This is a genomic window from Lunatimonas salinarum (genome assembly GCF_017811155.1).
In the GTDB taxonomy this organism is placed as follows: Bacteria; Bacteroidota; Bacteroidia; order Cytophagales; family Cyclobacteriaceae; genus Lunatimonas; species Lunatimonas salinarum.
The window spans coordinates 1-20,905 of sequence record NZ_JACVCV010000001.1 but is presented as its reverse complement, the minus strand read 5'-3'; the positions used below and the strand labels follow the sequence as shown (position 1 = coordinate 20,905).

At 46.4% G+C, this 20,905-nt stretch carries 15 protein-coding genes; 11 read left to right on the top strand and 4 right to left on the bottom strand.

Going from position 1 to position 20,905, the window contains the following annotated elements; translation table 11 throughout:
• The first annotated feature begins 111 nt into the window (after positions 1 to 111).
• From IAQ59_RS00075 to IAQ59_RS00060, 4 genes are read left to right on the top strand one after another with little or no spacing between them, the layout of a single operon-like run.
• Complete coding sequence (locus IAQ59_RS00075) at positions 112 to 1,686, top strand: contractile injection system tape measure protein (protein ID WP_209328732.1); 1,575 nt, start codon at positions 112 to 114, stop codon at positions 1,684 to 1,686.
• A 15-nt stretch (positions 1,687 to 1,701) separates the two neighbouring features.
• Complete coding sequence (locus tag IAQ59_RS00070) at positions 1,702 to 5,232, top strand: eCIS core domain-containing protein (protein ID WP_209328731.1); 3,531 nt, start codon at positions 1,702 to 1,704, stop codon at positions 5,230 to 5,232.
• The gene (locus IAQ59_RS00065) at positions 5,233 to 6,102 is read left to right on the top strand and encodes a tetratricopeptide repeat protein (protein ID WP_209328730.1); all 870 of its coding nucleotides are present in this window, start codon (positions 5,233 to 5,235) and stop codon (positions 6,100 to 6,102) included.
• A gap of 1 nt (position 6,103) precedes the next feature.
• Positions 6,104 to 7,408, top strand: coding sequence for an ATP-binding protein (locus tag IAQ59_RS00060; protein WP_209328729.1), 1,305 nt, complete (start codon positions 6,104 to 6,106; stop codon positions 7,406 to 7,408).
• A gap of 254 nt (positions 7,409 to 7,662) precedes the next feature.
• On the opposite strand, the gene IAQ59_RS00055 is transcribed toward IAQ59_RS00060, so the two are convergent.
• Positions 7,663 to 8,043: a hypothetical protein gene (locus IAQ59_RS00055; protein ID WP_245189325.1), complete on the bottom strand. Its 381-nt coding sequence runs from the start codon at positions 8,041 to 8,043 to the stop codon at positions 7,663 to 7,665.
• A gap of 138 nt (positions 8,044 to 8,181) precedes the next feature.
• On the bottom strand, positions 8,182 to 10,881 hold the full coding sequence (locus tag IAQ59_RS00050; protein WP_209328728.1) for a DUF7133 domain-containing protein: 2,700 nt from the start codon (positions 10,879 to 10,881) through the stop codon (positions 8,182 to 8,184).
• 194 nt (positions 10,882 to 11,075) lie between these two features.
• On the opposite strand from IAQ59_RS00050, the gene IAQ59_RS00045 reads away from it, so the two are divergent.
• Positions 11,076 to 12,125 (top strand): amidohydrolase family protein, encoded by a 1,050-nt coding sequence (locus IAQ59_RS00045; RefSeq protein ID WP_245189324.1) that lies wholly within the window; start codon positions 11,076 to 11,078, stop codon positions 12,123 to 12,125.
• Positions 12,126 to 12,317: 192 nt separating this feature from the next.
• On the opposite strand, the gene IAQ59_RS00040 is transcribed toward IAQ59_RS00045, so the two are convergent.
• A complete protein-coding gene (locus tag IAQ59_RS00040) occupies positions 12,318 to 13,121 on the bottom strand; it encodes a hypothetical protein (protein ID WP_209328726.1) in 804 nt (267 codons plus the stop codon).
• Between the two features lie 262 nt (positions 13,122 to 13,383).
• Here IAQ59_RS00040 and IAQ59_RS00035 point away from each other — a divergent pair, with 262 nt between their 5' ends.
• Genes IAQ59_RS00035 through IAQ59_RS00010 form a run of 6 tightly spaced genes read left to right on the top strand, consistent with a single transcriptional unit; the run spans position 13,384 to position 19,609 of the window.
• A complete protein-coding gene (locus IAQ59_RS00035; RefSeq protein WP_209328725.1) occupies positions 13,384 to 14,412 on the top strand; it encodes a thiamine-phosphate kinase in 1,029 nt (342 codons plus the stop codon).
• 8 nt (positions 14,413 to 14,420) lie between these two features.
• Positions 14,421 to 15,674, top strand: coding sequence for an aminotransferase class I/II-fold pyridoxal phosphate-dependent enzyme (locus IAQ59_RS00030; protein WP_209328724.1), 1,254 nt, complete (start codon positions 14,421 to 14,423; stop codon positions 15,672 to 15,674).
• Positions 15,671 to 16,732, top strand: coding sequence for a DUF3419 family protein (locus IAQ59_RS00025; RefSeq protein WP_209328723.1), 1,062 nt, complete (start codon positions 15,671 to 15,673; stop codon positions 16,730 to 16,732). Before IAQ59_RS00030 ends, IAQ59_RS00025 begins: the two co-directional genes overlap by 4 nt.
• A complete protein-coding gene (locus IAQ59_RS00020) occupies positions 16,729 to 17,676 on the top strand; it encodes a hypothetical protein (RefSeq protein WP_209328722.1) in 948 nt (315 codons plus the stop codon). The genes IAQ59_RS00025 and IAQ59_RS00020 overlap by 4 nt, the downstream gene beginning before the upstream one ends.
• A gap of 25 nt (positions 17,677 to 17,701) precedes the next feature.
• Positions 17,702 to 18,637 carry a diacylglycerol/lipid kinase family protein gene (locus IAQ59_RS00015; RefSeq protein WP_209328721.1) on the top strand — a complete coding sequence of 312 codons (936 nt, stop codon included), beginning with the start codon at positions 17,702 to 17,704 and terminating at the stop codon, positions 18,635 to 18,637.
• A gap of 3 nt (positions 18,638 to 18,640) precedes the next feature.
• Complete coding sequence (locus IAQ59_RS00010; RefSeq protein WP_209328720.1) at positions 18,641 to 19,609, top strand: UbiA family prenyltransferase; 969 nt, start codon at positions 18,641 to 18,643, stop codon at positions 19,607 to 19,609.
• Positions 19,610 to 19,659: 50 nt separating this feature from the next.
• On the opposite strand, the gene IAQ59_RS00005 is transcribed toward IAQ59_RS00010, so the two are convergent.
• Positions 19,660 to 20,145 (bottom strand): nucleoside deaminase, encoded by a 486-nt coding sequence (locus IAQ59_RS00005; protein ID WP_245189323.1) that lies wholly within the window; start codon positions 20,143 to 20,145, stop codon positions 19,660 to 19,662.
• Positions 20,146 to 20,905: the final 760 nt, after the last annotated feature.

Below are 20,905 nucleotides of genomic sequence, written 5' to 3'. Positions count from 1 at the left end.
AAACCCAGATTGTGAACGTACTGACCTTTTCCAATTTCGCTTTACATTGCCAGTAAAATCGACTGTCGTCGTGGTATAAATGTAGGAAAAAAAGGGAACAATACAAATATTATGCCCACGAATAACGAGGAAATATTTATCCAAAAAGTAACTGTCGAAGTGATAACGGCATCTACTGACAACGCCAAGGCGGTGGAACGAAATATTCATGACTTTTTGGAAAAGCGCATACTTCCCGAAATTGAAAAATGGCTTAGCGAACGGTTTCCTCTTTCCTCAGAGAACCACTTGCTGCTTTCCGACCTTTCCCTCACCGTTGACATCGACCTGCATCAAATCGATTCTATAGACCTACAACCCGCACTGATACGGCAAATTTCCAATCAGCTAATCCGACAACTGGAAGTACAAGACCAAGCGTCACATGGCGTTGTTGAGGAGGCTGATTTACCGCCATTTACCATTGATGAATGGAAAAGATGGAGTAATCCGGAGGTGTTTACATACTTTAAGAAAGAGCTTTTAAAAAGCCACGAATCAAGCAAATATACATTTTTAAGTGAGGAACAGAAAGGTTTTTACGCTTGGCTTTATTTCCTGCAGCACGGTATAAAACCGTGGTTTGCTGCAAGCCTGATTCCCCGGCAAATGTCGTATACCGATCAAGGGAGCAATTGGGTTGAACTTCAGGAGTTCAGTGCCTTGGCTAGCGCCGTGTTACGAATGCCACAGGCCAAAATCAGGTTGTATTTGCAGTATGGAGTGAAGGAGATTGTCCACCTGATGAACCACCTAGTGAATCGGCCTATCTCTTTGGACAGGTTTAACGAATTGAACCAGCAATTCAATCAAAACATCCAACAATTTAATCATATCCTATTTCTGACTTACTGGTTGGAAAGCCAATCGAGCAATGATTTTTCAGGTGGGCAGGTAGATTCATTGGAAAGAATTTGGCCGCTGATTAGTCCTTCCGCTCTTCCAAAAAAGAAGTGGACTCGGTTTTGGCAGCAAGTAGCAAGGATATATGGCTTTGAGTCGCACATCGAAGCGATACTGTCAAAAACAAGGTTGAACCATTTTTTTGACGATAGCGAGTTGTTGGAAGGAATGCCTATAAAAACCAGCCTAGATACATCATTGCCATCGGAGGTCGCTTTAGGTGAACAAGAATTCATTACCGAACAGTTGGATTACAGTCTTCCGGTAATTCATGCTGGCTTAATTTTACTTCATCCCTTTCTTTTAGCTTTTTTTCAAGACGTCGATGTAATTGGGAAAGATAAAAAAATGACCCATTCGGTTTTGGGGCTGCACCTGCTGCATTATGTAGCTACAGGTAATTTGAAGCCGTTTGAATTTGAGCTTGGATTTGAAAAGTTTTTGGTTGGTTGGAATGGGTTATTTCCCTACAAAAAGGGATTGGTGCTCACCAATGACCAACTCAGAAAATGTGATCTTCTACTGGAGTCGCTGATGGCAAACTGGCAGAAGCTGAAGAATACCGGTAAAGAAACCGTAAGAACTGGTTTTTTACAGCGGGAGGGCAAGATCATTGAGGAACCCGATCGGTACCGACTGGTCCTTGAGCGAAAGGCGCAAGATGTCCTCTTAAAAGGTCTTCCCTTTAACCTAGGGGTGGTTAAGCTGCCTTGGCAGAAAAAGCTTGTATTTGTAGAATGGTGAAAATACTGTAATGATATGGAAAAGGCCAATCCCCAATCCAAACCAAAAGGACATAGCTACTTCAGAAAAGGAGGGGCTTCCGATTTTTTTCTTCCGCAGGCTAAGATGGAGGTGAATCAACCCGAAGACGCGTTTGAAAAGGAGGCAGACCAGGCAGCTGATCAAGTGGTGGTACGTAAACCAGTTGACGGTTCTTTTTTTACCGGGGGTGCGTTGATGCGGTCGGGGGAGGAAGAAGAACCGGTTCAGACCAAAGAGGACGAAGAACCGATTCAAATGAAAGAGGAAGAAGAATTGGTTCAGACAAAAGAGGAAGAAGATACGGTGAATAAGCGGGGATACGAGCCTGAGGAGGACCCATCGGTTCAGGCTGCGCTTGAGGAAGAAAGCTCCGATTCGGTGATTAATCGAGAACCCCTAGAGGCGGAAGATGCAGTTCAAGCCAAGGAGGAAGAAATGGCCCAAAAGTCCACCGATGAGGAAGCACAAAGACAAGAGGATGATGAAGTGCAGGCCAGTGGTTCTTCTGGTGGGCGGGTTCATCCCTCCGTTGAGCACAGTATCCGATCCACAAAAGGTATAGGCTCTCCGATGGGGTCCAGCGAAAGGAAGCACATGGAAAGCGGTTTTGGGGCCGATTTCAGTGGGGTAACTATCCATACCGACAGCCATGCGGTGCAATTAAGTCGCGAATTGGGGGCACAAGCCTTTACCCATGGCAACGACATTTACTTTAACGAAGGCAAATACAACCCCGGATCCAAGGAGGGTCAGCATCTACTTGCCCATGAACTGACCCATACGCTACAGCAAGGGTCTAGCAAACCGAATGTGCAGCGACAGACTACCAGTCCAACACCGACAGTAAGTGTGGATGATATCCCGGTTTCCCCTCACGGAAAGATTTCTCAGGAAGGAGGGAGCTATAAGATGGAGTTAAATAACTTTAAAGTGAAGCGCAACCTGAGCGGGATGTGGGAGGGTCCTGATTACAAATTGCCGAAATCCGGAGAACGCAGCACACGCCAAATAGCTATTTGGAATCAAAGTGTGAGAGAGGGAGTAAGACAGATTTTGGAGAGTAAAGTAACCGGTATATCCACCCCTGACAATAAGTATACGCTGGTATTAAAGAATAATCCTACGGTCACTTTCGGAGGGACACTAACTCAGCTGGTAAACGAAGTCCTAATTCCAAAGTGGGATAATGGAGGAAATCCGACAACCTACCAAGTGGAGCATATTGTAGATTGGCAAGTTGCAGGTGGCAACAAGAACGTTGATAACATTCATAACCTAATACTGCTCGAAGGAGGAGTCAACAACGACCTTGGTCAAAGGGTAAGAAGTCTTAAAAACCAGCATATTGAACGTGTACTAAACCACTATAGAAATGCCGGTGTCACCCAAGATCCCAATCAGGCGGTGCAGGATTACAATATCTACGTGAAATCGGTCTCTCCGGAAATAGATGTAGCGGGTTCTACCATTGTTCAATCCCAGATTACCAACCCAACGGCAGTCCAGAACCCGTTAAAGGATTCTCTGATTGACATTCGTAACTTTGAAGTGCCTGAGGGGCATTTTTTTCTAAAAACCTCCCAACGCGGTGGGGGATTTGTAGTACCCTACAATGCAAATGGTTATAGAACCGGTAGTTTTTCCATCTATGTTGATGGAGATGTCGCCAACCATCAGGTAAATACTATCATTTTAGACCCGATTGTTGATGAGGATAATGTCCGGAAATCAGAAACCTCAACCTATGAGGTAGAGCAGCAGGAAACAGACGTATTTTTGGTTCGTGGCTTGAGAAGCCGTCTGCGAAACTTTTTTGAATTGAAAAAAATGAGCCCGGTGGAGTTGGATGAGGAGTCAATTGACGTGGTAGGAGGGATGAATCTGTATGCCATCGGCAAAGTGCATCCCTCTATTCCCCTTATCAGCAATGCAGACATTGATGTTGTTTTTGAAGGCCAGCAGGTACGACTACGTAAACTGTTTAATTTCGGAGAGCTAAATGTTCCTACTCCGTTTGAAATTAGTTCGTCGACATTGGAGGTGTTTTTGGGTAGCTCAGGCTTCGGTGTAACGGGAAACATTGATTTTGGTATTCAGCAGGTTGGCGAGGGATCCATTGGTGCCTCGGCATCTACCTCTGGAGGGTTTGAACTTGCTGGTAAATTCAATTTTGACTCACAACTCTTCGATCCCGCGGAGATAAACGTGGAGTATAAAAACAATGTGTGGACCATTGGCGGAACTATCGGGATACCGGCCGGGAAGGTGAAGGGAGTAAAAAATGCTACCATCACCGCAAGTTACAGTGAAAATACCTTTAGCGCCGAGGGTGAGGCCGAGCTGGATATTCCCGGTATCGAAAAGGGGTCTATGAATGTCACCTATGGAGCGGACGGGTTTTCGATCGGAGGCAACTTTGCTATCTCAAGTGATGTCCCAGGCATAAGAGGCGGTAATGTAGAGGCCCGGGTATCCCGGGGTGAGGGAGAGGGGGGGTACCGGATAATCGTCTCCGGAACTGCGCAGCCGGATATCCCGGGTATCAATTCAAGTCTAGGCGTTACCTATGAAGACGGGGCCCTGACCATCGTAGGTACAGCCGCTTATAACAGGGGAATGCTCAGTGGCTCCCTGGAGCTAGGCGCCACCAACCGCATTGTTGGGGAAGATGGACAGCCATCGGGAGATCCGGACGACACCATCCGGGTGTTTGGAGGAGGTACGCTAACGCTCCAATTAACTCCCTGGCTGGCTGCGACCGCAGGGGTTAAATTCCTTCCTAATGGAGAAATGGAGGTGACAGCACGCCTTGCGACAGACACCTATGATGTATTTCCACGAAAGGAGTATACCAAAAACCTGTTTCGAGTACCCACCATAGAAATACCTTTGTTTGCGATCCCGCTAGGACCACGCAGTCTGGGATTGGTCGCTCAGATTGGCGGAGGATTAGACTTTAAGGCTGGATTTGGCCCGGGCCAACTTCGAAACCTTTCGGCCGAGATTACCTATAATCCGGATCACGAAGAAGAAACCAGTGTAAGGGGTGGCGGAAGCTTCGTGATCCCCGCAGATGCAGGCCTCACACTTCGTGGAGATATGGGGCTAGGCTTAAGCGTGGCCATCGCCAGTCTTTCTGGTGGCATTGAGATAGCCGGTACGTTAGGACTGGAGGGAGAGGCAGCCGCGGGAGTAGATATCAACTGGACTCCGCAGACGGGATTGATATTGGATGCCAGAGGCAGTATCACGGTTAATCCCAAGTTTACATTTGATATCAATGCATTTGCCCGTGCATCACTCGGTGTTGGCTGGCTATCCGTATCGGAGACTTGGCGGCACAACTTGGCTTCATTCAATTGGGGACCGGATATTCAGTTTGGCATTATCTTTCCCATACATTATCAGGAAGGGGAAGCCTTCGATATGTCTCTAGATGACATAGAGGTAATATACCCCGACATCCAAGTAGTGGATACTGCAGTGGGACTTGCTAGATCCATTAAAAATGATTTATTTGGGTAAATGGAAGAAGACGCGATCAACTGGAACAATCAAGGGGTAGGGCATTTCTTCAAACAGGAGTGGGATAAGGCTGGCGAATGCTATCAAAGGGCGCTTGAATTGGATAATGAAAACCCGGCTGTGTGGAATAACCTGGGACTCCTCGCTCACCAGCAAAAAAACTTTCTGCAGGCCTGTAAGTACTTTCAGCAGGCTTTTGAGTTAGAACCTAAATCCAACTACCTGGTAAACGAAGCCAATGCGCTTGCCATGCAAGGTGATTTGGGCGGTGCAGAAGCCAACTACCTGCGGGCCTTGAACCTTGAGGAGAATTACCTTCCTGCGTTTGCATCCCTTGCAAAGCTATATACCCACCAAGGCAGATTAAATGAGGCCATCGCTTTATACGAAAAACTGACCGAAGTCTCCCAAGAACATACTTACCCCTATCAACTTGCATTATTGCATATTCAACTCGAAGAATTTGATACAGCGTTGCAGCTACTTTACAAGCTAGCAAAGAGTAAGGATTCCACAGAGATTTGGTTTCAGGTGGGTAGAGCAGAATTTTTAGCCAAGAATTATGGAAGGGCTGATCGTGCCTTTAAAAGAGCCCTAGCCGAAAATCCCGATGATAAAGCTTCCCGCAATTTTTTTGCCGTAAACTTGCTGGCACTTGGAAAACACGAGGAAGCACTAAAACAGTACCGCTTCCTGTTAAAGCTCTTTTCTAATGATACGGATTTACTCACGGATACCGCCGTCGTCTTGTGCGGGATGGAACGGTATGCAGAAGCAGAAACCTACCTTGATCGGGCGTTGAACCTTCAATCCGACCATCCTAAGGCATTACTTTACAAAAACCGAATCCGGGAGATCCAAAAAGACTAGGATGGAGGCGATATTGAATTATTTGGACGCTGTGTTAACGGCACGATTAGATCGGGAATTTGGAAGGACAGATACGCTGGTTAGGCCACAGATTAATGTGATCCTAGACGAAATGGATCCCATTGCCATCCTGATTAAGAGCCTAGCGCTCGAAAAAAAAGACCTTTTGGTATTGTTCTTGACGCTTTTGCCTTATTTGTCGCCTCAATTTTTGTCTCAAAAGATAGCAGGATATATTCCAAAGGGTGGAGAGTTTCCCGAGTTTGGAGGAGTGAGGAGCAAGCATCACAGGGGCATCATTCCCACTGGCGAAACGTTATTATACTTGTTGGCAGGTTCAGATGTAGATGTTCGGAGAAAATACCTTCCTTTGTTCAAAGATTCCATTCTTTTCAAAATGGAGATCGTAAGGCTGGGTTCAACAGGGGAGGAAGAACCCTTTTTTTCTGGCCCCCTGCTGTTGGAAGATGAATACCTGGAAAAGTTACTTTTCGGAGGGCCGCGCAGGCCTACCTTTAACAGCCAATTCCCTGCAGAACACATAGAAACCCAGATGGAATGGAAAGATCTGGTTCTTCCGACAAAAACCCTGGATCAGATCCGGGAGATCGAACATTGGCTCCAATACCATGAGCGATTAACGGATGAGTGGGGACTAGGGCGGATTATTAAGCCGGGATATCGTGTCATGTTTTTTGGACCGCCAGGCACGGGCAAAACGCTGACGGCAGGTCTATTGGGAAAGCATACCAATAGAGATGTCTTTCGAATAGATCTATCGCTGGTGGTTTCCAAATATATAGGAGAGACGGAAAAGCAATTGTCCCAGTTGTTTGATAAAGCAGCGAATAAAAATTGGATTCTCTTTTTCGATGAGGCAGATGCATTATTTGGAAAGCGTACAACTGTGCGGGATGCCCATGACAAGTATGCCAACCAAGAGGTGTCCTATCTTCTACAACGCGTAGAAAGCCATCCCGGTCTCGTAATTTTAGCATCAAATTTCAGATCCAATATTGATAATGCCTTCTTGCGCCGGTTTCAAACTGTGGTGGATTTTGATATGCCCAGCTATAAGGAGCGGGTTACCCTTTGGAAAAATAGCCTGCCCGAAAATGTCCCTTTGGAAGATGGCATAGACATTGACGAACTGGCTCGGAGATTTACCCTTACCGGTGCGAATATTGTAAACATCATACAGCAGGTGGGGCTAAGAACGATGGCCACTTGCGGGGCAGCGATTCAAAAGGAGCTCCTTTTTCAAGCGATTAAAAATGAGCTTAGTAAAGAAGGCAAGATGCACTAATCCGTTCTATCCCTTTGGTTCAAATTATTTATCCGCACTGAAATTTTTTTCACTGGCAAGGTGTATTTTCCCTAGTCAACTAATAACCCCAGTTTTGCGTCAATTGGTGCAGTAAGGGGATATACTTAGGTATAGTTGGAAATATTTTAAACCGCTACTAGCGGCGATTCATTTTTTGAGAAACAGAAATCAGAAATAATGAACTCATCAGCTCCTTGGGTAGATAAGGCGGTGGCAGATCTCACTAGCTTACCTTATTTCTCCAACTTCGCTTTATTTTCCAATACCGTCGGGTATAGGTCGTAAGTAGGATAAAACTCGGTAGAAAATGCTCCCCAGACACTTCGTTCTACCGATATATTCAGATTTCGAAGCTCCGATGCCGGGATTTTTACAGTGACTACCTGTCCGATACCCATCATGACATACCAGGACATGACCCTTGCCGAGGCCGGTGGAAAGTTTTCGGTAAATCCATTTCGCTCCCGTATTTCGATTAGCTCATCGATATTTTTATCCTGGTGGTGCTTTAAAAAGATGGTGATCATTATCGAGTCATTTTTTACCTGCTCTTGGGCATGTAGCTGATGAAAAGCAAAAAATATAATGAAAGAGGTAATCAATCTATAATTCATAGGTAGATAAGGTTAAATAGAACAAGCGTACCTGGGCGTTTGGTTTGGAAGTTACTTCATCCATCGCAAATGACTAAAATTTATAATTTCTGACCATTGGTTAGAGCCACTAATCAATGGTCAGAAAACAATCGTCCCTTACCTTGCAAACAAGGTCAGTTTTTTCATCATCCAGGGCTGATCGGCGTCCTGCGTACAATGAATCCGGATTGCTCTTATCGGATCTTGTTGACTCCAAGCTAGTGTGTTCAATCCTTTAGTGCCTGATCCCCCGGCTACTTCCTTCCAAGTCTGTCCATCTGAAGAAACAGATACGCCATAGGATACTGGAAATTGGTCACCGTCCGATTCAAATTGAATTTCGGTGACCGTTGCGGGAGTTGGGAGCCTGATCTGATACCAGCCTCCGCTTCGCTGTGGACCTTCCGTCTTCCATCCTTTGTATGAAAATGCATACGAAGGATCCCGTGTAGAACCTACTCCTTGCAGGGCCGTACTACTTGCGGTCACCATCCAGTTTTCCTGAGGAAACATGCTTTTGGGAACCTCTTGAATCAATTCATCATACCGATAGTTCTCTTTCCTGCCGGCGGTTTGAGTTCGAATCGCTGTGACATAGTCGGGAGAGACAAAAGAAGCCTTATTTCCAAAATCATTGCGTATATAAGAAACCACGGCAGCTATCCAACGATCATCATTCACTGCCATAGGAATCATTACACCCTCGTATTCCTTTCCTTCTATTGAACCGGTAAGGCCGTGCAGCAATGCTTTAACAGCATATTCCGGGTGCCCCATGATACGGGGAGAACCCGAAAATCCCGGAGCGATCAGTTCTCCTCCGGCACCGCCTGTTGGCGTGCCAAGTCCCTTCGGTCCGTGGCAGGTGGCGCAGTAGCTGTCAAAGATGGACTTTCCATGGTCAAACAAAGAACGTTCCTCAGCCGTAAATTGTGTTTCCGCAACCTTTTTGGCCTCTTCCATGCGATCTACTAATTGGGTTACAACCAACTGAGGACCTTTTGCCTTTACGGTCTGATGGCTGGATTTCAGCAGGTCTTCCAGCCCATCTATAGCAAGTACATAGGCACTCTGAATGGCCTGAATGGCTACTTCCGAATCGCTGTCACGGGCTAACTCTTTAAAGGATTGCTCCAGGCTTTTGTCACCAAATTTATAGAGCGTTTCCGCGGCCCGAAGCGCCTGAATCCGCATTTTGGTACTTGTGTCTTTAAACAGCGATTTCACGAGTTGTATGTCCAAAATACTCAGGCCTTCCAGGGTCCATAGCGCATGGATTCGTGCCAACTCGTTGTCAGATGTCTTCACCAGTTCTTCCAACTCCTTAGCAACCGATTTATCTTGGTTTAGGATTATGGTCTGTTGGGCCATGTCACGCCACCAGCCATTTGGGTGGGAGAGGTGTCTTATCAGTTGGGCCGAGGTTTCCTCGTACATTCGGGGTTTTTCCTTGCTTCGGGGCATTCCATCGTAAGTAATCCGCCATATACGACCGTTTTCTATGATGTCATCCATTTGGTATTGAAGCAGTTTAGTTCGTAGGTAGCTGCCTTCCTGCGTCCAGTTTCCTTCTTGAATGATCCCTCTATACATGTCTACAATGTACATGGTCCCATCCGGTGCGGTTGCAATATCTACCGGACGGAACAAGGGATCGGTAGATTGGATAAACTCACTTTCTGAATCTATGTATTCATTCTGAATGTAGGTAAGTCCTTCTTTCTTGTCCGAGCGAACCTGACGAATAATCCGTCCAACCGGCTCGCCATAAAAATATTGGTTAACCAATTCCTTGGGCAAGCGGTCTCCCCGGAATACGTCGTTTCCGGCAGCTCCGGTTACGTTGTTTAGTGAGCCGTCGGGCTTGGTTTCCCGCATGCCTGGTTCGAAGTCTGCAAGCTTTACGAGACTGTACGGGACGCGGAAACCCTCTTGAAATTGGCCTTCGACACGGTAATTTCCATAAACAAGCGGAAACTGGAAGTTTTGAGGAACCCCGCCAGCTCCGTCCTGAAACCACACTTGCCCGTAGTTGTCCTGGGTTACTCCCCATTGGCCCCAAGGGTTACCGGTAGGTTCCTGCAGTACGCCGTCAGGGGTCCAGCGGATTCGTTTGGCATTGTACGTGCTGTACATCCAGTTGTCCATCGCCCAGGTCAGGAAGCTGGTTTGGTGTTCTACATTCCCTGATCTTCCCAAACCGGTGGCAAACAGCTCCTTCTTATCAGCACGTCCGTCATTATTCGTATCGGTGTATTTATATACATGGTCTTCATTGGATTCCATGGACAGAATGGTGTTCGGACCAAACGGAACTACGAAACGCGGAAAGACCAGACTATCCAAAAAGACTACGCCGGTTTCATAGTACCCGTCGTTGTCTTTATCCTCCCAGCGGGAAATTCGAGAGGTAGGTAACAGCTCCCCGGTAGCATCGATGTCCTGCATATAGCTGCGCAGCTCCAGCACGTACATGCGTCCATTACCGTCAAATTGTATGGCTGCGGGTTCCTTTATCTGCGGTTCGGTAAGGATTGGGTCGATCCGGTAGCCAGGCTTAAGAATAAAGGTTTCTTTTTGCTGGGAGGCTGAAAGCGGCATCACCGGTGGCACGGGCGAGAGGTCAATTCCCTGCCATCTGGGTGATTCCAAATCTACACCTTCTGGAATCTGGACTTTTGGAAAAGGAGCTTCCGCACGCTTTGGGTCCAATCGATCCAAGGGAGATATTTCCGGTGGGCGGGTAGTTTGATTGCATCCTACGCTGATACATAGGGTAAAAAAGACACCATACAGCGCAATTCTCGCGTATTTCATTAAATTTGAAGAGAGTTTACGATTAAATCTTGTTTCAACATGGCAAAGCTGATTTGTAGCTATACCCTTTGCTGGCCAAATTAACGTAATTTTAGGAATAATTTCACCCCGTTCAGATAAAATCCAATAGACCTCTCAGCCCTTCCCTCGTGATGCCAAAGATATCGATAACTCTTGCCACCTGCTTCATCGCTTTGTCGACGCTTCTAGTTTCTTGTCAACATGCTCCGGAAAAGTACACGTTGGCGGATTATCAAAATGTACCGAAACTGGATGTTCACGTACATTTGGAAACCGAGCGACCTCTTTTTGTTGACCTGGCCAAAGAACATAATGTTCGGTTGGTAAATGTATCCTTGGAGTACACCAAGGGTTGGGAAGATGTATTTCGAAAATTTGCTTTTGGGCTAAATCAACATCAGGCAGCACCGGGATGGGTTGATATGGTTACTGCTTTTGCGGTGTCGGATTGGGATGACCCTGCTTGGGAGTCGAAAACCTTGGCTTGGCTGGATTCCTGCTTTGACGCGGGTGCGGTAGGGGTGAAGGTGTGGAAAAATATCGGCATGGTATCCCGAGACACAGCGGGAAACCTCATTCAGATCGACGACCCGAAATTTGATCCAATCTTTGCGCATATAAAAAGCCGGGGCAAAGTGCTGATGGGGCACTTGGCCGAACCCAAAAACTGTTGGTTGCCACTGGAGGAAATGACTACCAATAACGACCGCCGGTATTATGGACGGCATCCCGAATACCACATGTACCTGCAACCAGATATGCCTTCCCATGAGGAGTTAATAGGACGAAGGGACCGGGTATTGGAGAAAAACCCTGACCTGAAGTTTGTAGGTGCCCACATGGGCAGTTTGGAATACGACGTGGATGAGTTGGCCAAGCGCCTGGATCGCTTCCCCAATATGGCAGTGGACCTTGCCGCTCGAATGGGGCAGGTGTTTTACCAAACCGCGGAGAATAGGGAAAAGGTGCGTAATTTTTTTATCCAGTACCAGGACCGCATCCTGTACGGAACGGACTTGGCAGACAACGGCGAACGAACCCGGGAACAACTCAATCAGGCCATGGAAGATAACTGGAAAAGGGATTGGGAGTTTTTTGTCACTTCGAACACGATGGAGAGTTCGCTGATAGATACGTCTTTTCAAGGGCTGGATTTGCCCAGGGAAGTGGTAGATAAGGTTTTCTACCAGAATGCGGTGAAGTGGTTTGGGCTTGTGGATTAAAATGAGAAATGCTTTGCAGACTATGTGGAAATATCAGTATTGGCTACACCCAATAACCCGAATTGCCCATATCAGGAGGGAACGACCTGCCGGGTGGTTGTTCGTTTGGGTTTGAAGGAATTGGAAAGACTCGCGTTCTTCCCAATTCCCAGATCCCCTTTGGCACCAAGTTAATGGGATGATTTTTGGCTATTAGTAATTTGAGCTCAACCACAATTCTATGGTTCCCTCTTTCGCAGTACTTTTAAAGGCTGGTATGAATTTAACAACAGTTGTGATATCATCTTCGTCCAGTAAAGATTTTAGCATGTTAGCATAGATCGCATCGGGCTCCCAGAAATACCGAATTTCATGTATCGCTAACCCCTTGGCACTTTCCACAACTTCCACCCCAGGTGCCTGCATTCCAGTTGTGGTGATCTTTGCTCTTAGCATATTAGCCTTACTTCGACCGGCATTATCCCCAATTTGAATGTAGACAATTGGCTGTACTTTTGGCTTATCGGGTAGAATCAGCGGTTGCGCTATTATTCTATTGCTTTCACTAACTCGTTCTTCCAATTCCTGTAGTTCATTCTTTGTCGTTGGATCAAGTAAAGCTACCGAGTCGCCCCTTAGCTGCGCAATTCTAACTCTATCAAGGGAATCCTGATACATAAATGCTTGATATTCCTTATCCACTTGGTTATAGTAGTCCAGCCAACCCTGCTTCAGCTTTTTAGAGGGAGTGACCGAGGAGAAATATTGCGCCAACATCCGTTTTTTGACGGGGTCGTGGTTTAGGATTATGAGTTCCGTTGCATATTTATCGTATTCCTTTATTTCACTTAATCCAGCCGCACGATCCCGAAATCCCCATTCGATGACCATGGAAACGATAACCAACGTAACGCTGCCAATGAACCATTTTACCAACTCAACCTTGTATTTGAATTTTTCAAATTCCAATCCCTGGTTATTTTCGGGATAAACGCTTTTATGTGGATCTTCTTTCATGGGACAATATGCTAGATGAACTTAAAAACATAGGATATATATAAGGGGCTTGGTATATCTGATAGGGTTGTGTCTAATCAAATATAGCTAGATATTGCTATAAAAACTTTAGTATTTTTTGCAAAAAATAGTCGATCGATTAGCAATATCCAATTTCCATTACCGGACATTAATTCAGATTTTTAACAACGTTTAAGACAGGGATGGGGCAACAACGGAGATGTCCTAATCCGAGTAGATCAATGTGCTGACTCAGTGTATTATGGAAAATAACCTGGAAATTGACTTCGTACGTAAACTTGTCGGCGTATTTCCGAGACATCCTTTGCAGGTAAATGGTCTGATGGAAGCTGATGCGGAGATCATTCGGTGTCACGGGGAGTATCTGGTGCTAAAGACGGATGGCATACACGAGGAGATTACCCTCGGGCTGTATACGGATCCTTTTCTGATCGGCTGGATGACAGTTATCGCCCCCCTAAGTGATATGGCTGCCGTGGGTGCAGTCCCATGGGGACTGTTACTTTCATTGCATGTAACCAAGCACCGGCAGGAGTGCTGGGAGACGGCGCTTCAAGAGGGAATCAGCGCGGCCTGCAGCTTTTATGGCGTCTACGTGCTGGGTGGAGACACAAGCTTTGCCGATGGATTTTCGATCAGCGCAACGGCAATTGGCCATATCAAAACGGGCAGGCCTTTGATGCGCAGTGGATCGGCTCCCGGTGACCATGTCTATACCACATCGCTTGCAGGGGCGGGCAATGCATTTGCGTATGCCCGTTTTTTTGATGCATCTGTCGATTTGCGCTATCAGCCGTTTGCCAGACTAAAGGAAAGCAAGACCATTCGGGGTTTTGCAAGTGCCTGCATGGACAGCAGCGATGGGTTGCTTCCTGCGCTGGCAGTATTATGTGAAATTAACCACATCGGTTGCCGCTTGGAGGTGCCGGTGACCGATTTGCTGATAGATGAGGCATTGACTATACATAGGCATGCCAACCTTCCCGAATGGATCTTGTTGGCTGGACCCCACGGAGACTATGAATTGGTATTTACCGTCTCGGAAGCTTTGAATGCGCCGTTTTTGAAGGCCTGTGTGATTGATGAATGGGCCCCGGTATATCTGGGACGGATAACTGCGGAGCCATACCTTTCATTTGATACAGACGGCTTACGGGTGCAATGCCAGCCGGCCACTATTCCCAACTTATATGCTGGAGCAGACGGCAATCTTTCCAATTACCTGGAACGATTGTACGCGCAGCATACCTCCTGGTGCTCACAAAAATGAACTTAGCCATGACAAACACCACGATTGCCAACCTAAGAACCATGCATCTACAGACAAGGCGAAAAAAACTACCGGAAAGGGTGGATGAATTTTCACGGTTTATGTCTGACCTGCAACATACCTATAGGCGAACCGTCTACAGTGCGTCAGAAAGGGAGGTAGAGGTGGTTGACCCACTGACCCATTTGCCACGTAGGATGCTCATGTTTGCATCCAACAATTACCTCGGACTCGCCAACCATCCCTACGTCATTCAACAAGTGAAGAAAGCGATGGACAGGTATGGCGCTGGAATTGGCGGGCCTCCGTTGCTCAATGGTTACGTTAAGTTAATAGAAGAAACAGAGGACCGCATGGCCGCATTCAAGCAGCAAGAATCTGCTATGCTGTTTTCGTCTGGATTTATGACCAATTTGGGCATTTTGGGAGCCTTGGCCGAGCATAGGGACTCCATAATCTACGATGAATTAAGTCACGCTTCTTTCTACGATGGCCTAATGACTACCAGAGCGAAATCACATATTTTAAGGCACAACGATGTAAGCCACCTAAGCCAACTACTGGAGAGCTACGGCGCCGACACGGAAGGCTCGGTTTACGTTTGCGTAGAGGGCGTTTACTCCATGGATGGAGACATGGCCCCGCTAGATGAAATCGCAGCGTTATGCTTGCAATATGGCGCTGCATTGATCGTCGATGATGCCCATGGTACAGGGGTTTTGGGTGAAGGTGGGAGAGGTACAGCTTCCCATTTGAACTGCGAAAAAGAAATAGCCCTTTCTATGGGGACTTTCAGCAAAGTTTTCGCTACCTGTGGTGGATTCGTCGCAGCATCCAAACCTCTGGTGGAATATATGCGGTACTACGCCCGACCGTACATGTTTTCGGCCTCTATTCCGCCACCCGTTGCAGCCACTGTACTGGCTGGATTGGAAGTGATGGAGCGAGAACCGTGGCTACGTATTGAGTTATTTCAGAATATGGCCTATGCGGTGGGCAAACTAAGGCACTTGGGATTGTATGCAGAACCACAGGCTGCGATTCTAACCTTAGCTATACCGGCCGGAATGGATATTCGAAAAGCAGCTTGGTTGTTGCATCAAAAGGGAATATTTGTCAACTCCGTTGAATATCCCGCCGTGCCGGCTAATAAGCAACGCTTCCGGGTCAGTCTGATGGCCACGCATACCAAAGAAGATATCGATCGGCTCGCTACCGCGCTTGATGAAGTCTGGAACGACCCAAGCGCGTACCCATTATGAGGAGGTTGTTTTATACCCACGTAAATGAGGATAATCGGGTGGAAAAGGCCTTGCTTAAGGAGACATCCTGCAAAACCCTGGTCGCTGTAACCGGTAGCGGGGAACGGGTCATTGCCTTGTTGGACAAGAAGGGGCTTCAGACCGTCCATGCTGTAGATGTAAATACGGCAGCGCTTTTCCTGTTGGAATTAAAAATTTGCGCACTGAAGATGCTAAGCGTTGACGATTATCTACGTTTTTGTGGGCACAAGCCCGCGGTAGCCTCCATCCGAATAAATTGGTTTGAAGAACTGAAAGCGGGTCTTTCCCTTTCATGTATAGCCTACTGGGAAGAAGAAAAAAGGCTGATTAAAGGAGGAGTTATCCATGCGGGACATTTTGAACGGTTCTTGGGCCGCCTGAGGCCCTGGGTGATCAAATACCTTGGAAAGGACTTTCAGGATGCATTTCACCGGGGAACGTCATTCGAAGGATTACTTAGGATAAGATGGAACCTGTTGCTCAACCTGTTTTCCCTCAGGGCCATTTACCGCATAGCCGGCAACAAAGACATGGCATTTGTCAGCAAAGATGCACAAGTGAATTATATCGCCGAAGGGCTGAAGCAACTGAGCAACCCCAATAAGATGCAGCGCTGCTTTATGGCTCATCTGATTTTCAAGGGAAACCTACATGACATGGACGATACGGATCTGCCTCCTTCTGTGCGTCAAGCCGTGCTTTCCGAGGTTAAATCCAACCTATTACGAACATCAATCACCATCCAATACCACCACGTGGATGTATTACGATTTGTAACCCAAAACACCTGGGGGCTTACTGAACCGGTGTTTTATTCCCTGTCAGATATCTTGAGTTTTGAGGACACGGATTACCTGTATCACTTGATCGATAAATTAACCAACCAAGAACATGTTTTGGTGTGGCGCACCTTTCTACGTAACCGAATGGTTGGTGGTTGGCAGGGCAGGCTTCCAGGCAATAACTCCGTAAGGGATCATACCTCTGATGAAAGTACAGGGATGTATCAGGTGTTTTCTTATGTTAATAGTCTATGAGCCCGTCTAACTACGAAATAATTTCCTATCGGGAAGATTATGACGAGGAACTTTTGAAGTTTGAAAGCTCCATCGTCCAAGGCAAAAACATCCAATTGCAAATGGTAAAAGCGCATTTTCTGAGTAGAGCGTTGCTTTTTGAAGAGCATTATGCCGGAATGGCTATTGATGTGCATGGCGACATCCTGGGAACGGCCATCGCTGCAAGGACCACGATTCAGATTAACGGCACTACGATACCTGTCGGGTTTGGTTTGGATGCAAAGGTTGCTACTAGCGCCAGGAATAGGGGGGTGGGTAAACATATGGCAAGAGAAATGTACAGGCGTTTTTTTTCTCCCCATGGATTGACAAAAAATTTCATTACAGCCAAATTGTCCAATGCCCCTGTCATCCGGATGACGGCAGGAATTCTTTCTCGTATCTTCTTGTATGATTTTGTCTACCTGACCATTCCCACGAATGCCAGAATCAATGGAATACCCCATGTGAAGGCGGGAAAGGAGCTTTTTGGCGTACGCTTATTCGATGCGGAAAAGATACCTGACAGGTACTACACTGCCTATAGGAGTGGCCTGGGGTGCTTTCATATGCATCATGTTTATACATTGAAAATCAGAAAGATACAGAGTATAATCAAATGGGGTATGGGAATTCTTAAAAGGCTCCATCCGAGCAAATACAAGGATGTCCCAAACGAAGGAGATATCCTGTCCTTTTCCATCCTTTACAATCAGTCGGCAAGCAACATAGCTCACTTGAATCCTGTATTGGAGGATCTTGAACAATCCGGAATTGCCCATCTGCTCGTATGCTGCCGCAAAGGGGACATGGTCTATCGGTCAATCCGCCACCTAGCAATCAATCGGTACGGGTATTACTTGGTAACTGATTTTCCGCTGCGGTCGAGCGACGCTGTGCAACTTGATGTACGATGTCTTTAGTTTAAAACAGCATTTAACCTCAGATATGCAAAAGCCCGTATTTGTGTTCGTCAATCCTTACTGTCACGGCGGAGCGGGATGGAAAAGATGGCAAGCCATTCGTAATGAGGTGGGAAAGCGACTTCCCGGCGCAGCGGAAATAATTACGGAAAGTGTAAGTGAAATGGCCAATCGGGCAGGGGAGATCCTTGCCACGATTCATCAGGGCACGTTCGTTTCTGCCGGTGGCGATGGTAGCATGCACCAACTCGCCAATGTGCTTTTGCGATCAGGCCGGGCCAGCGACATAGGTTTGGGCGCTGTCGGCCTCGGATCAAGCAATGATTTTCTAAAACCTTTTCAAGCATGTATAGGAAAAGTTCCGGTCCGTATTAATGTAGTGAAGGATACCCTTCAAGATGTAGGAGAAGTCTCGTACCAAGACAGTTTTCGGACACCACAGCAGAAATATTTCCTGATAAACGCCAGCATAGGGGTGACAGCGGAGGGCAACCAACGCTTCAATCATCCAGGGTTCTTCATCAAATGGCTTAAGAAAAGAAGCACCGATGCGGCGATACCATTGACCGCGCTATCGACCATTCTGACGCACCGAAATAGAAGGCTGCGCATCAGATACAACGACATTGACTCGGACATGCAGGTATCCAACATACATCTCCTAAGATCCCGCTTTGTATCAGGAAACCTACGTTATCCTCAAGGCCCACAATCAGAAGCAGGGTTATTGGGCCTGCATATCTGTAGAAGCATGAGCAAATGGCAGCTGATCCAAACGTTGATTCAATTGGGACAGGGTAATTTTGAGCCCAGCGAAAACCGGCTGTCAACCTTTACAGACAGATTAGAGATACTATGCAGTGAACCCCTTGTTTTTGAATGTGACGGGGAAACAGCTGAAGGGAGCATGCTAAAGTTTTCGGTAAAAAACCAAGCAATCAAACTACTAGGTTCCGACTAGCCTATGAAAACACCAACTAGCGTTTTTACCGCTTTCGAATGGCCTTTTTGGAAGGCTTATGGGATCCAAATGCGCCCTTATCTGCTTTTTGTATCCGGAGCGGCAGGGGCAACGGGTATCGCTATGGGCAGTCAGGGCGATGAAGCTGTGTGGAAGTGGTGTCTGACATTTCTCCCCTTATTTTTGGGATATGGCTTTGGTCAGGCGCTTACCGATTGTTTTCAAACCGATACGGATAAGCTATCGGCTCCTTATAGGCCCTTGTCGCAAGAAATCATTTCCATACGTTCGGTTTTGATTACCAGTGTGTTGGGTCTTTTGCTATCTGGCTTGATCCTTTTTTGGCTACATCCACTGAGTTTCATTTTCAGTTTGACGGCGGTAGTGGGGTTATCCACCTATTCCTATATTAAAAGGCATTTTTGGTTTGGAGGGCCGTTTTACAACGGTTGGATCGTTGCTTTACTACCTATGATGGGTTATTTTGGTGTCCGCGTGTCCACCGATTGGGAATTTCCTTCCGCCTACTATGGATATATACTCCTAACCCTGATCAGTTATGCCAATTTTGTGCTAATCGGTTACCTGAAAGACATTGAGGCCGATAGGGCCACTAATTACCGTACTTTTCCGGTGGTATATGGCTGGACCAAAACGGTTTGGGTAGGGGATCTCTTTGTATTGCTATCTCTCTTGTTATTTTGGCTGCAACCGCTAGGGGAACGTTGGTTTTGGTTTTTTGGTGTCACCGGAACTACGGTGATGGTCTTTGGCCAAGTGGCTGCCCATTTGACCAGCGAGAAAAACGAGGTAGGAGCGTTGATACCAATCAAATCCACGGTGAGAGGATTTATTCTCTTGCATCTCGCGGTTATTGTTCAATTTCAGCCGGATTGGTATTGGATTGCCTTGGTTTTTTATGCGTTGTTTGAATGGGCGCTTTATAAGCGTCCGTCTGCCTACCAGGTCTGATTACTAGCTTTTTTCGAAAAACGTCGTTGTGAGACCTGCAGATTTTGTCATCAGTAATTTGTACGGTCTTCTTTTTCTTTCCAATCCTGAAAGGGTTTATCAGATGTGGGAATTTGGAGAGGTATAAAGGGAATCTTGCGTTCATTGGGAGCCCGATCCAGTTCCTTATAGATAAAGGCATCGTCGAAGCCGGCTTCTGCCGCCTGTTCTTTGGTACAGGCGTAGAATACGCGATCGGGACGTGCCCAGTAAATGGCCCCCAGACACATGGGACAGGGCTCGCAGGAGGTATAAAGGTCGCATCCCGTTAGCTGAAAAGACCCCAAGGATTTGCAGGCATCCCGTATGGCTACGATTTCGGCATGCGCAGTCGGATCGTTGGTGGCAAGAACTGAATTGAATCCTTTACCGATTATTTGGTTATTTTTGACGACGATGCAGCCGAAGGGTCCGCCGTATCCACGATGCATCCCGTAACTTGCCAATGCGATCGCTTCTTTCATCCAGTATTCAGGTGGCTTGTTCGTTGTACACATTCTAGGGTTATTTAATTTTGGCTAAGTGATGGTGCAAAGGTTTGTTTCTGATAGCGTGGTAAAATAATCATTTTTGATTGCGGAGACCAGTTTTTAAGGTTACTTTGTTTTTTGTTACATAATTTATATTATGTTAAATAATAATTTTCGCCTTACTATTTGCTCCAGACTTGCTGTACGTCATTCGCCACCACTACCAACCCAATTTGCCCCTACCTTCATTCTTTAAAGAAACGCCAAGAATAGCACGGTCTAACTTCAAAATACATCAGCTGATCAAACTTCGAATTAGTGTACCCACTGAAATATTTTTTCAGTCTACAAAGCTAAATTTGTATCATGGTGAACATCTACAGATAATTTAATCCTCGCGAAGATGCATTGTTCGTTGATGAACCAGGTTCATTCATTTTCCATAAAGACCTATTATATAAAAATTCTTGGTCTAGCCATTATCAATAAATTCTCGATAAGCTATTACCGCCCCTATCAGAATGAACATCTATTTTACGATTGGGGTGTTGCCGATTCAGCCCCTGGACTATTTTCAATATGGTTAGTATACACCCTTGTGACCCCACCATTTAAGGGAAGGAACGAAGCGTTACAAAATGCTAAGGGAGCCATTACCCAATGCTATTAAGTTAAGGTTTTGTGATTGGAATTCCTTTCGCCGAAAGTGTGTTTTTTTCGCTTTTGGCTGTAGGTGGTCAATTTTCGGGGCATAGTCTTCCCTTTCCCACGGATATGGGACCAATTT

Bases quoted from the DNA above. Each gene is read 5' to 3' on its own strand.
- IAQ59_RS00075 (WP_209328732.1), top strand. From the start codon at position 112: ATGCCCACGAATAACGAGGAAATATTTATCCAAAAAGTAACTGTCGAA.
- IAQ59_RS00070 (WP_209328731.1), top strand. From the start codon at position 1,702: ATGGAAAAGGCCAATCCCCAATCCAAACCAAAAGGACATAGCTACTTC.
- IAQ59_RS00065 (WP_209328730.1), top strand. From the start codon at position 5,233: ATGGAAGAAGACGCGATCAACTGGAACAATCAAGGGGTAGGGCATTTC.
- IAQ59_RS00060 (WP_209328729.1), top strand. From the start codon at position 6,104: ATGGAGGCGATATTGAATTATTTGGACGCTGTGTTAACGGCACGATTA.
- IAQ59_RS00055 (WP_245189325.1), bottom strand. From the start codon at position 8,043: ATGAATTATAGATTGATTACCTCTTTCATTATATTTTTTGCTTTTCAT.
- IAQ59_RS00050 (WP_209328728.1), bottom strand. From the start codon at position 10,881: ATGAAATACGCGAGAATTGCGCTGTATGGTGTCTTTTTTACCCTATGT.
- IAQ59_RS00040 (WP_209328726.1), bottom strand. From the start codon at position 13,121: ATGAAAGAAGATCCACATAAAAGCGTTTATCCCGAAAATAACCAGGGA.
- IAQ59_RS00035 (WP_209328725.1), top strand. From the start codon at position 13,384: ATGGAAAATAACCTGGAAATTGACTTCGTACGTAAACTTGTCGGCGTA.
- IAQ59_RS00030 (WP_209328724.1), top strand. From the start codon at position 14,421: ATGACAAACACCACGATTGCCAACCTAAGAACCATGCATCTACAGACA.
- IAQ59_RS00025 (WP_209328723.1), top strand. From the start codon at position 15,671: ATGAGGAGGTTGTTTTATACCCACGTAAATGAGGATAATCGGGTGGAA.
- IAQ59_RS00020 (WP_209328722.1), top strand. From the start codon at position 16,729: ATGAGCCCGTCTAACTACGAAATAATTTCCTATCGGGAAGATTATGAC.
- IAQ59_RS00015 (WP_209328721.1), top strand. From the start codon at position 17,702: ATGCAAAAGCCCGTATTTGTGTTCGTCAATCCTTACTGTCACGGCGGA.
- IAQ59_RS00010 (WP_209328720.1), top strand. From the start codon at position 18,641: ATGAAAACACCAACTAGCGTTTTTACCGCTTTCGAATGGCCTTTTTGG.
- IAQ59_RS00005 (WP_245189323.1), bottom strand. From the start codon at position 20,145: ATGTGTACAACGAACAAGCCACCTGAATACTGGATGAAAGAAGCGATC.